Origin of the sequence: Pandoraea sp. ISTKB (assembly GCF_001721285.1) — a bacterium.
GTDB lineage: Bacteria > Pseudomonadota > Gammaproteobacteria > Burkholderiales > Burkholderiaceae > Pandoraea > Pandoraea capi.
The window spans coordinates 48,378-59,333 of sequence record NZ_MAOS01000001.1 but is presented as its reverse complement, the minus strand read 5'-3'; the positions used below and the strand labels follow the sequence as shown (position 1 = coordinate 59,333).

Sequence of the window (10,956 nt, the reverse complement as noted above, 5' to 3'; positions counted from 1 at the left end):
GGAGGTGGCATGGAGGTAGTCTACACAGCACTGATCCTGCTGTTCGTGGTGGCGCTGACCGGCGTGCTGGTCAGCTTCGTCAGATTCCTGCCCGTACCGCTCGTGCAGATCGCCGTGGGCGCCGCGCTCGCTTACCCGGGCGCGGGGCTGCACATCGATCTCGACCCCGAGATTTTCTTCCTGCTGTTCATCCCCCCGCTGCTCTTCGCCGATGGCTGGCGCATGCCCAAACGCGAGTTCTGGCACCTGCGGGTGCCGATCGTCGCGATGGCGCTCGGCCTCGTGATCTTCACGGTGCTCGGCGTGGGGTACTTCATCCACTGGATGATTCCGTCGATTCCGCTCGCTGTGGCGTTCGCGCTCGGCGGCGTGCTCTCGCCGACCGATGCCGTGGCCGTCTCCGCCCTCACCGGACGCATGCGCATGCCCACGCGGCTCATGCACGTGCTCGAAGGCGAGGCGATGATGAACGACGCGTCGGGTCTCGTCGCGTTCAAGTTCGCGCTCGTGGCGGCGATGACCGGGGTCTTCTCCATCGGTAACGCCACGTTCTCCTTCTTCGTGATCGCACTGGGCGGCCTGCTCGCCGGATGGGCGGTGACGTGGCTCTTCACGCAGTTCCATCGCCGCGTGATGGACGCCTCGACGGAAGAGCCCGCGACCATCGTGCTGCTTCTGCTGCTCATGCCGTTCGCGGCCTATCTGCTGGCGGAACACTTCGGTTTCTCGGGGATTCTGGCGGCCGTGGCCGCCGGCATGACGGTGAGTTCGACCGACCTGCTCAATACCCGCACCGCCACGCGCATTCTCGGCAACGGCGTGTGGTCGATGCTCGAATTCGTGTTCAACGGCGCGGTGTTCGTGCTGCTCGGGCTGCAATTGCCGGATATCGTGCGCGCGGCGTTGCGTCCGAGCGAGCATCTGTGGGGCACGTTCGTGAATCTGGGCGAGCTGATGTTCTACGTCGGCGCGATCTCGGCAGTGCTCATCGTGCTGCGCTTTTGCTGGGTGTGGGCGGCGTGGCGCGTGATGTATTTCCTCGGCATGCGTCGTGGCGAAATCACGATGAAGCCGGGCATTCGCTTTACCGGTGTGACGGCGCTCTCGGGCGTGCGTGGCGCCGTGACGCTGGCGGGTGCGCTTTCGGTGCCGCTGGCATTGCCGAGCGGTGCGCCGTTCCCGGGACGCGATCTGCTGATTTTCCTCGCGGCCGGTGTGATTCTGCTGTCGCTCATCGGCGGCAGTCTTGGTTTGCCGGTCTTGCTGCGCGGCGTGCGCTGGCCGGTCGAAGACCCGCGAAATCGCGAGATGGGCGAGGCGCGGCTGGCGGCGTCGGAGGCGGCTATTCGGGCTGTCGAATCGTTGCAGAAGGTGATCGCCAAGTCTGGAGACGAACTGGACACGGCCGTGTGTGCGGAAGCCGCCGCTCGGGTAATGGGGCGCTACCGTCGCTCGCTCAATGCGTCGACGGCAACGGACGAGATGCGCGAGCGCGCCGTGCGCGAGGTCGAAGTCGAGCGTCGCCTGCGGGCGGCGGCGCTGCAAGCGGAGCGTGTGGAGTTGTCGCGGCTGCGCATCACGCACCGCATCAACGACGAGACGCTGCGCGAACTGCTCAGCGAGATCGATTTTGCAGAACTCGCTCTGGGGCCGGTCGATCCGGCCACGGGCAAGCGCAAGAAGAGCAAAAAGCACTGACAGGCACTGACAAGCGCTTGCACACACCGGCGGCGCTATTCGCGCCCGGCAGGATGCGAAAGCGCGAGGTGCCGGGGCAACGGGAGGAAGAACGATCATGGAATGTCCGTTTTGCGCCGGTGACGGCGGTGAAGTCTTGTGGCGCGATCCGGTGTTGCGCGTGGTGCTGGCCAACGAGGCTGGCTATCCCGGTTTCGCCCGGGTGATCTGGCACGACCACGTGGCGGAGATGAGCGACTTGCCGCAAGCGGCGCGAGAGCATGTGATGCGTGCGGTGTTTGCCGTCGAGACGGCACAGCGCACGGTGATGTCGCCGCACAAGGTCAACGTTGCCAGTCTGGGCAATATGGTGCCGCACGTGCACTGGCATGTGATTCCTCGCTATCGCGACGACATCCACTTCCCGGGCTCGGTCTGGAGCGCGCCGCAGCGCGAGGTGTCGCCGGCGGTGCTTGCTGAGCGCGCGGCGTGGTTGCCCGCGCTGCGTGAGGCCGTCGTGGCAGAATTGGAGCGAATTCCCGGGTGGCCGGCGTAGGTTTCGCGAAGCCCGTCGGCATGACCGCTGACGCCTGAGCGGCTATACTGCCCGCCGATGTGTCATATACGTCGCATGACGAACGGCACAAGGCGCTGCACGAGGTTCCGCCGGCAGGCGCCGCGACCGAATTTTCTGGAGCAAGACCATGGCTGGGCTGGAGAAAGACACGCCGATTCCCGTTTCCCTGACGCTGCATCGCGCATCCAAGGTGCTGGAACTCGGTTACGAAGACGGCAAGACCTATCGCCTGCCGTTCGAATTGCTGCGCGTGCTCTCGCCCTCGGCAGAAGTGCGCGGTCACGGGCCGGGGCAGGAGACGCTGCAAACCGGCAAGCGTGACGTCACGCTCAACGGCCTGGAGCCGATCGGCAACTACGCGGTGCGTCCCGTTTTTTCGGACGGTCACGACACCGGCATCTATTCGTGGGACTTCCTCTATGAGTTGTGCGTGCGTCAAGACGCACTGTGGCAGGAATATCTGGACAAGCTCGCGGCGGCGGGCGTCGATCGCGACACGCCGATGCCGTCGCCCGCTGCCGGCGGCTGCCACCATCATTGAGCCCCCGGGCAGGGCGCGCGCCTGAGTGTGCGCCCGCTTACCTGATTTTGGAGATGTGCAATGGGTGATCAGACCCACTTCGGTTACGAGACCGTCGACGAGAAGGAAAAGGCCGGTAAGGTTGCGGAAGTGTTTCACTCCGTCGCCAGCAAGTACGACGTCATGAACGACCTGATGTCGGGCGGCCTGCATCGCATCTGGAAGGCGTTCACGATCGGTCGCGCCGCCGTGCGCCCCGGCTTCAAGGTACTCGACATCGCCGGCGGCACGGGCGATCTCTCGAAGGCATTTGCCCGCGCGGCCGGCCCGACCGGCGAAGTGTGGCACACCGACATCAACGAATCGATGCTGCGCGTGGGTCGCGACCGTCTGCTCGACGACGGTATCGTCACGCCGTCGCTGCTGTGCGACGCCGAGAAGCTGCCGTTCCCGTCGAACTATTTCGACGTGGTCACCGTGGCGTTCGGGCTGCGCAACATGACGCACAAGGATGCGGCGCTGGCGGAAATGCGCCGCGTGATCAAGCCGGGCGGCAAGGTCATGGTGCTGGAGTTCTCGAAAGTCTGGCAGCCGCTGGAGAAAGCGTACGACGCCTATTCGTTCAAGGTGCTGCCGTGGCTCGGGTCGCGTATCGCGGGCGATGCGGACAGCTACCGCTATCTGGCCGAATCGATTCGCATGCACCCGGACCAGGAAACCCTCAAGTCGATGATGGAAGATGCGGGGCTTGAGCGCGTCGAATATCACAACATGACCGCCGGTGTGGTTGCCCTGCACATCGGCCGCAAGTTCTGAGTACATACTCACTTAGTTGTACATGCCGGCCAGACAAGACGCCCCGGATCGCGGAAGGTTTCCGTGCCGGGGCGTTTTGTTTGCCAAACCCTAAGTACAAGCTAATTTTGCTGTGGCAGAATCGCCCCTCGCCTTATCCGGTTTCAGTACGTAAAAAGCGGCTGAACCATTTGGGTTGGCGTCTGTCAGTAGATGGCAACCTATAACTCCACGGAGAGACCAGAACGATGTTCCAGTTCCTGAAAAACAAGCTGTTGTTGGGCGTTGTGGCCGGCGTAGTGGCGGTCGGCATGACGATCGCGGACGCTGACGCCAAGCGCGTTGGCGGCGGCCGGAGCATCGGCAAGCAGTCCAACACCGTGACGCAACGTCAGGCAACGCCGCAACAGCCGGCGCAAGCCGCCCCGGGCGCAGCCCCGAATCAGGCAGCCCCGGCTGCCGCCGGCGCAGGTGCCGCCGGTGCAGGTGCGGCAGCCGCCGCCAAACCGGCCAACCGCTGGCTCGGACCGATCGCCGGTCTGGCTGCCGGTCTCGGTATCGCCGCACTGTTGTCGCACTTCGGTATGGGCGGCGCATTCGCGAGCATGATGGCCAACGTCATCATCATCGCGTTGATCGCCTTCGCCGTGATGTGGCTCATCCGCCGGTTCCGCGGCAATAAGTCGCAGTCGCAGACGCCGGCCTATGCCGGCGCGGGCAACGACGCATCATCGAACAATTCGCTGCGTCAGTCGTGGGATAACCCGCAATCGGGCCAGCAAGCGTCGCAGCCGTTCCAGACGGGCGCTTCGGCCGTGCCGGCAGCCGCAGGTGCTGTGGCCGGTGCTGCCGCCACGGAATCGTTCGGTGTGCCGGCCGGTTTCGACACCGAAGGTTTCCTGCGCAGCGCCAAGGTGTACTTCAACCGTCTGCAAGCCGCCTGGGACAAGGGCGATCAGGCCGACATCAACGAGTTCACCACGCCGCAGATGTTCGCGGAAATCAAGATGGACCTCGAAGAGCGCGGCAAGTCGACTAACCGTACGGACGTCGTGCAACTGGACGCCGAACTCCTTGGCATCGAGCAATCGACGAGCGAGTACATGGCAAGCGTTCGCTTCTCGGGCCTGATCCGCGAATCGGAAGGCGCCGCCGCCGAGCCGTTCAACGAGGTGTGGAACCTGACCAAGCCGGTGACTGGTAACGGTGGCTGGGTGCTCGCCGGGATTCAGCAGCTCAGCTAAGCTGGCGACGTTTTTGCCGTAACCTGCCTTACAATGAGAGCCCGCGTTTGAAGCGCGGGCTCTTTTGTTTTTGCCGTCCGAAGGTTGTTGCCGGGCGGCGTCTTTCGGTGCGACCGGTGTTCTGCGCCGGCCGGCCGCCAAGCTCATGACCGTAGCCGCCAAAGCCTTTGCCGCCACCGTGAACCATTTGCTTGCCCGGGAACCCTGGGCACGCGACCGTCTGCGCCATCACATCGGCGCGTCTGCCCGGCTGGCCATGTCGGCAATCGACCTGCGCCTGCGCGTGGGAGACGACGGCTATCTCGCCGCCGCCGAGGCCAACTTCCCCTGCGATGTCAGCATCTCGGTGCCCCCGGCGGCGCTGGCCGACTTCGCGGGTGGCGGGCAGGCCGCTGTGATGCGTCACGTCAAGATCGAGGGCGACGCCGAATTTGCCAACACCGTGTCGTATCTCGCCCAGCATCTGCGCTGGGAAGTCGCCGAGGACCTGAGCAAGGTCATTGGCGACGCTGCGGCGCATCGCGTGACCGAGACGGGCAAGGCGGCCGTCGCGGGCGCACGTCGCACCGGCGGCACGCTGGCGCGCTCGCTGGCCGACTTCCTCGTGGAAGAGAACCCGATGCTCGTGGCGCGCCCGCGCCTCGACACGATGCGGGCTGAGATCGGCACGTTGCGCGACGATCTGGCGCGACTCGAAAAGCGTATCGAGAAGCTGGAACGTCAGGCGACGCCGGCGTCCCGCACTACCGGAGGCCGCTGACCAATGCGTCTTCTGCGTCTCATCAAGATTTTCTTCGTCTGCTATCGATATGGTCTCGACGAACTGGTGCTTTCGAGCATCCTCCATCCCTTCGCGCGCGGACTGCTGCGCGTGCTCTCGTTCGGACGCAGTGGCCTGAAGGCGCCGCGTGGCGAACGCCTGCGACTGGCGCTCGAATCGCTGGGTCCGATCTTCGTGAAGTTCGGACAGGTGCTCTCGACGCGTCGCGATCTGATGCCGCCGGACATCGCTCAGGAACTCGCCCGTTTGCAGGATCAGGTGCCGCCGTTCGATCCGAAGGTGGCGCATGCGAGCATCGAGAAGTCGCTGGGGCGTCCGCTCGAAGACGTGTTCGTGGAGTTCGAACGCACGCCGGTCGCGAGCGCGTCGATCGCGCAGGTGCATTTCGCACGGATTCGTCACGGCGAGCATGCGGGCAAGGAAGTCGCGGTCAAGGTGCTGCGACCGAACATGCTCGGGGTGATCGACAGCGATCTGGCGCTCATGCGCGATCTGGCCGGTTGGGTAGAACGGTTGTGGCCGGACGGCAAGCGTTTGAAGCCGCGTGAAGTCGTCGCCGAGTTCGACAAGTATCTGCACGACGAACTCGATCTGATGCGCGAAGCCGCCAATGCCGCGCAGCTTCGCCGCAATTTCATCGACTCCGGCATGCTGATGGTCCCGGAGATCTATTGGGAATACAGCTCCAGCTCGGTACTCGTGATGGAGCGCATGCACGGCGTGCCGATCAGTCAGATCGAGGTGCTGCGCGAGGCGGGCGTCGATCTGAAGAAGCTGGCGCGCGAAGGCGTCGAGATCTTTTTCACGCAGTTCCTGCGCGACGGCTTCTTCCACGCAGACATGCACCCGGGCAACATTCTGGTCAGCCTCGACCCCGCAACGTTCGGTCGCTACATCGCGCTCGATTGCGGCATCGTCGGGGCACTGTCCGAATTCGACAAGAACTACCTGGCGCAGAACTTCCTCGCGTTCTTCCGTCGCGACTATCACCGGGTGGCGTCGCTGCATCTGGAGTCGGGATGGGTGCCGCCGGACACGCGTGTCGAAGAGCTCGAAGGAGCGATTCGTGCGGTGTGCGAGCCGTACTTCGATCGTCCGCTCAAGGAGATTTCGCTGGGGCTGGTGCTGATGCGGCTGTTCCAGACGTCGCGCCGCTTCAACGTCGAGATTCAGCCGCAACTCGTGTTGCTGCAAAAGACGCTGCTCAATATCGAAGGGCTGGGACGTCAGCTCGATCCGGATCTGGATCTGTGGAAGACCGCCAAGCCGTTCCTGGAGCGCTGGATGGCCGAGCAGATCGGGCCGCGCGGATGGCTCGAACGCCTGAAGGCCGAGGTGCCGCAATGGAGCAAGACGATGCCGCAGTTGCCGCGTCTGATCCATCAGGCGCTTGCTGCACATGCCCGGCCGCAGGACGACACGCTGCTGCTCGCACTGCTTCAGGAGCAGCGTCGTACGAATCGTTTGCTGACCGGCGCTTTCTGTCTGGTCGGCGGGATCTCCATCGGTGTGCTGGCGGCGTTCTTCTGGTTGTATAGCTGATTCGGTGAACCGCTGACCAGTTGGCGATTGGCAAGGCCTTTGGGCGCGGCAAGGTGCGGAGACAAGATGAACGACAAGATTCATGACCGGACGGGCGATAGAAAGCCCGGCGCAGAGGCGGGCCACGTGCCGTCGTTCGCCAGTCGGGATCCGTCCCGTGCGGAATTCTGGGATGAGCGTTTCGCTAGCGCGTTCATGCCGTGGGATGCGGCCGGGGTGCCGAAAGCGTTGCAGGATTTCGTTTCGGGCGAGGGTGCACCGCGCGCCACGCTGATCCCGGGCTGTGGCGCGGCGTACGAAGCCGCGTGGCTCGACGCGCAGGGCTGGCCGGTGCGGGCCATCGACTTTTCGCCGGTGGCGGTCGAATCGGCCAAAGCGCAACTGGGGGCTCGCGCGTCGCTCGTCGAACAAGCGGACTTTTTCACCTACACGCCACCCTTCATGCCCGACGTGGTCTACGAACGGGCTTTCCTCTGCGCATTACCGCGCACGCTCTGGCAGGACTACGCACGGCGCATGGCGCAATTGCTGCCGTCGGGCGCGCGGCTGGCCGGGTTCTTCTTTCTCAGGGAGACGCCGAAGGGTCCGCCGTTCGGCATCGCCCGCGACGCGCTCGACGCCTTGCTCGCCCCCCACTTCGTCTGCGAGGACGACCGTCTTGTCGACGACTCGGTACCGGTTTTCGCCGGTGCGGAACACTGGATGGTCTGGCGGCGTCGTTGAACCGGGGATTTATGACTTTTTTCCCCGCGGGTCTCTCACGCCGCTATAATCGGCCCAAAATTTTTCGCCAGGTGGCAAAAACGGGCGCCCCCGAGCGCTGAATCGCATCAGCCCCGTCATGCTCGACCTGATTTTCTGTTGCCCGGAAGGCTGCGGCCCAAGGCGCGGTTTCGTTGGCTTGCGCGGCGGCTCCATGCGGCCGGATAGCGTCTGCCGCTGACGAACCCGGCCCGAGACCGTTGCCCTGGGGCTTGGCTGGGGCCGCGTTATGCTGATCTGGTTTGTCATTCTGTATTGGGTCATTTCGGTGGCCATCGGGCTGTTGGCCGCCCTCAAGGTCCGCAATACCAAGGATTTCACCGTCGCCGGCCGCCGTCTGCCGTATGGCATGGTCGTGGCCGTCGTGTTCGCGACCTGGTTCGGCTCGGAAGCCGTGCTCGGCATCCCGGCCACCTTCATCGGCGAAGGGTTGCGCGGCGTGGTCGCCGATCCGTTCGGCTCGTCGATGTGTCTGGTTCTCGTGGGCCTGTTCTTCGCCCGCAAGCTGTATCGCATGAACCTCATGACGATCGGCGACTTCTACAAGCTCAAGTACAACCGCACCGTCGAAGTGGTGACGTCGATCGCTATCGTGATCTCGTACCTCGGCTGGGTCGGCGCGCAGATCAAGGCGCTCGGTCTGGTGTTCCACACGGTCTCGGGCGGCGCGATGTCCGAGCCGATGGGCATGATCATCGGCGCCGTCTCGGTGCTCGCCTACACGCTGCTCGGCGGCATGATCTCGGTGGCCGTGACTGACTTCATCCAGATGATCATCATCGTCGTGGGGCTGGTGTACATCGCTGTGGTGGTGTCGGGCCTGGTGCCGGGCGGAGCGGAGGCCGTGATCGCGCATGCCGCGTCGGCCGGCAAGTTCGTGTTCCTGCCTGAGTTGAATCCGGCGGACGTCTTAGCCTTCATCGCGGCGGGCGTCACCATGATGTTCGGGTCGATTCCGCAGCAGGACGTGTTCCAGCGCGTGATGTCGTCGAAGTCGGAGAACATCGCCGTGTCCGGTTCGGTGACGGGCGGCGTGCTCTACTTCTTCTTCACGTTCATTCCGATTTTCCTCGCGTACTCGGCGCTGCTGATCGCGCCGTCGATGGTGAACAAGTACATCGGTACCGATCCGCAGCAGATCCTGCCGCAGTTGGTGCTCACCAGCGTGCCGATCGTCGCGCAGGTGATGTTCTTCGGCGCACTGCTCTCGGCCATCAAGAGCTGCGCGTCGGCCACGCTGCTCGCACCCTCGGTGACGTTCGCGGAGAACATCATTCGTCCGATGCTCAAGGGCCGGATCGACGACAAGCACCTGCTGCGTCTGATGCGCATCGTCGTGCTGTGCTTCACGGCGCTGGTGCTCGTGTATGCGCTGAACTCGAAGGCGTCGATCTTCCAGATGGTCGAGAGCGCCTACAAGGTCACGCTGGTGTGCTGCTTCGTGCCGCTGGCGTTCGGTCTGTACTGGAAGCGCTCCAGCTCGCTGGGTGGCACGCTGGCCGTGTTCTTCGGGCTGATCGTGTGGATCGCCTGCGAGGCGCTGGCCCCGGACGCACTGGTGCCGCCGCAACTGGCCGGTCTGCTGGCATCGATTGCGGGGATGGTCGTCGGCTCGCTGCTGCAACCCGCTTCCGAGCGCGGTCAAACGCCGGAGCAGCAGGTCTCGACGATCTGAGCGTGTCTGGCGGGTGAGCGCTTGCTCGCTCGCTTGGGCCCGTTATTTTGCGATTGACGACCTGAACGTCGACAAGGAAAGGGCGGCCGCGGCCGTCCTTTGCCGTTCATGGCGGGGCGGGTGACGCCGGATGCGGTAACGTCCAGCCTTGATCTTGCGCATCGCCAACCCCATATATCACCGTACAAATCCCGAAAGCCTTGTGAAGCGGTTATAATTCAAGGCTTTGCGCGCCTTTTTCCGTCGGAAAGAATCATGCCTATCTATGCCTATCGTTGCGAAACATGCGGTTTCGCGAAGGATGTGCTGCAAAAAATGAGCGACGATCCGCTCTCCCAGTGCCCCGAATGCGGCAAGGACACGTTTCGCAAGCAGGTCACTGCGGCCGGGTTCCAGCTCAAGGGCTCGGGATGGTATGTGACCGATTTCCGCGGCGGTTCGGGCGGCGCGAGTGCGACGGCCTCCGGCCCGGCGGCTTCGGCCCCGGCAGGGTCCGGTGAGAGCGCTGCGTCGGCGCCGGCTTCCTCGTCCGGTTCTGGCGGCGAGTCGTCAAGCGCCCCGGCAGCGAGCTGCGGCGGCGGTTGCGCCTGCCACTGAGCCCGCTAGCAAGACCTGACGTGCCGGACGGTTTGTCCGACACGTCATCAGTACCCGATAGTATTCAGTACCGCTTTCACGTTTTGCCCGCTGACCCAGTAGCCGCCCCACATTCGCGAGTCCTGCCATGAGCGTCAAAAAACCCGCGTTGAAGACGATTTTCCTCACCGGCCTGCTGGTGCTGGTGCCCCTCGCCATCACGCTTTGGGTGCTGGGCCTGATCATCGGTACGATGGATCAGACCCTGCTGTTGCTGCCCGACGAATGGCAGCCGTCGCGCCTGCTCGGCATGCGCGTGCCCGGCTTCGGCGTAGTGGTCACGCTCGCGTTCGTGTTCGTGGTCGGCCTTCTGGCGCATAATTTCATCGGTCAGAAGCTGGTCGGCTGGTGGGAAGCCATTCTGACGCGCATTCCCATCGTTGGACCCTTGTACGGCAGCGTCAAGCAGGTCTCCGACACTTTGCTTTCGAGCAACGGCAACGCGTTTCGCAAGGCGTTGCTCGTGCGGTATCCGCACGGAGAATCCTGGACCATCGCCTTCCTGACCGGCGCGCCGGGCGGCGACGTGGTCAATCACTTGCAGGGCGAGTACGTGAGCGTTTATGTCCCGACGACGCCGAACCCGACGTCAGGTTTCTTCCTGATGATGAAGGCGAGCGACGTCATCGAACTCGACATGACGGTCGATGCCGCACTGAAGTACATCGTATCGATGGGCGTGGTGGCGCCCGCCCACAACCCGCGCCAGCAACGTCCCGGCCCGCTCCTTTGAGCCACCGGGATCTG

Annotated in this window: 11 protein-coding genes; all 11 read left to right on the top strand. The window is 64.1% G+C overall.

What is annotated here, in order from left to right:
* Positions 1-9 precede the first annotated feature (9 nt).
* The gene (locus tag A9762_RS00285; RefSeq protein ID WP_069340055.1) at positions 10-1,698 is read left to right on the top strand and encodes a Na+/H+ antiporter; all 1,689 of its coding nucleotides are present in this window, start codon (positions 10-12) and stop codon (positions 1,696-1,698) included.
* A gap of 97 nt (positions 1,699-1,795) precedes the next feature.
* Complete coding sequence (locus A9762_RS00280) at positions 1,796-2,233, top strand: HIT family protein (protein ID WP_069340054.1); 438 nt, start codon at positions 1,796-1,798, stop codon at positions 2,231-2,233.
* Positions 2,234-2,381: 148 nt separating this feature from the next.
* Positions 2,382-2,795, top strand: coding sequence for a gamma-butyrobetaine hydroxylase-like domain-containing protein (locus A9762_RS00275; RefSeq protein WP_069340053.1), 414 nt, complete (start codon positions 2,382-2,384; stop codon positions 2,793-2,795).
* A gap of 60 nt (positions 2,796-2,855) precedes the next feature.
* Entirely contained in the window at positions 2,856-3,590 is a 735-nt protein-coding gene (gene ubiE / locus A9762_RS00270; protein ID WP_069340052.1) for a bifunctional demethylmenaquinone methyltransferase/2-methoxy-6-polyprenyl-1,4-benzoquinol methylase UbiE, read from the top strand.
* 227 nt (positions 3,591-3,817) lie between these two features.
* Positions 3,818-4,813, top strand: a complete 996-nt coding sequence (locus tag A9762_RS00265; RefSeq protein ID WP_069340051.1) for a Tim44 domain-containing protein — start codon at positions 3,818-3,820, stop codon at positions 4,811-4,813.
* 145 nt (positions 4,814-4,958) lie between these two features.
* Complete coding sequence (locus tag A9762_RS00260) at positions 4,959-5,573, top strand: SCP2 domain-containing protein (RefSeq protein WP_069340418.1); 615 nt, start codon at positions 4,959-4,961, stop codon at positions 5,571-5,573.
* Between the two features lie 3 nt (positions 5,574-5,576).
* The gene (gene ubiB, locus A9762_RS00255) at positions 5,577-7,136 is read left to right on the top strand and encodes a ubiquinone biosynthesis regulatory protein kinase UbiB (protein WP_069340050.1); all 1,560 of its coding nucleotides are present in this window, start codon (positions 5,577-5,579) and stop codon (positions 7,134-7,136) included.
* Between the two features lie 66 nt (positions 7,137-7,202).
* Positions 7,203-7,859, top strand: a complete 657-nt coding sequence (locus A9762_RS00250; protein WP_069340049.1) for a methyltransferase domain-containing protein — start codon at positions 7,203-7,205, stop codon at positions 7,857-7,859.
* A gap of 268 nt (positions 7,860-8,127) precedes the next feature.
* The gene (locus A9762_RS00245) at positions 8,128-9,573 is read left to right on the top strand and encodes a sodium:solute symporter family protein (protein ID WP_069340048.1); all 1,446 of its coding nucleotides are present in this window, start codon (positions 8,128-8,130) and stop codon (positions 9,571-9,573) included.
* Positions 9,574-9,828: 255 nt separating this feature from the next.
* Positions 9,829-10,170, top strand: a complete 342-nt coding sequence (locus A9762_RS00240) for an FmdB family zinc ribbon protein (protein WP_069340047.1) — start codon at positions 9,829-9,831, stop codon at positions 10,168-10,170.
* A 127-nt stretch (positions 10,171-10,297) separates the two neighbouring features.
* Positions 10,298-10,942 (top strand): DUF502 domain-containing protein, encoded by a 645-nt coding sequence (locus A9762_RS00235; protein WP_069340046.1) that lies wholly within the window; start codon positions 10,298-10,300, stop codon positions 10,940-10,942.
* Positions 10,943-10,956 lie beyond the last annotated feature (14 nt).

Excerpts from the sequence above, each read along its gene's own strand:
- A9762_RS00285 (WP_069340055.1), top strand. The coding sequence starts at position 10 with ATGGAGGTAGTCTACACAGCACTGATCCTGCTGTTCGTGGTGGCGCTG.
- A9762_RS00280 (WP_069340054.1), top strand. The coding sequence starts at position 1,796 with ATGGAATGTCCGTTTTGCGCCGGTGACGGCGGTGAAGTCTTGTGGCGC.
- A9762_RS00275 (WP_069340053.1), top strand. The coding sequence starts at position 2,382 with ATGGCTGGGCTGGAGAAAGACACGCCGATTCCCGTTTCCCTGACGCTG.
- ubiE (WP_069340052.1), top strand. The coding sequence starts at position 2,856 with ATGGGTGATCAGACCCACTTCGGTTACGAGACCGTCGACGAGAAGGAA.
- A9762_RS00265 (WP_069340051.1), top strand. The coding sequence starts at position 3,818 with ATGTTCCAGTTCCTGAAAAACAAGCTGTTGTTGGGCGTTGTGGCCGGC.
- A9762_RS00260 (WP_069340418.1), top strand. The coding sequence starts at position 4,959 with ATGACCGTAGCCGCCAAAGCCTTTGCCGCCACCGTGAACCATTTGCTT.
- ubiB (WP_069340050.1), top strand. The coding sequence starts at position 5,577 with ATGCGTCTTCTGCGTCTCATCAAGATTTTCTTCGTCTGCTATCGATAT.
- A9762_RS00250 (WP_069340049.1), top strand. The coding sequence starts at position 7,203 with ATGAACGACAAGATTCATGACCGGACGGGCGATAGAAAGCCCGGCGCA.
- A9762_RS00245 (WP_069340048.1), top strand. The coding sequence starts at position 8,128 with ATGCTGATCTGGTTTGTCATTCTGTATTGGGTCATTTCGGTGGCCATC.
- A9762_RS00240 (WP_069340047.1), top strand. The coding sequence starts at position 9,829 with ATGCCTATCTATGCCTATCGTTGCGAAACATGCGGTTTCGCGAAGGAT.
- A9762_RS00235 (WP_069340046.1), top strand. The coding sequence starts at position 10,298 with ATGAGCGTCAAAAAACCCGCGTTGAAGACGATTTTCCTCACCGGCCTG.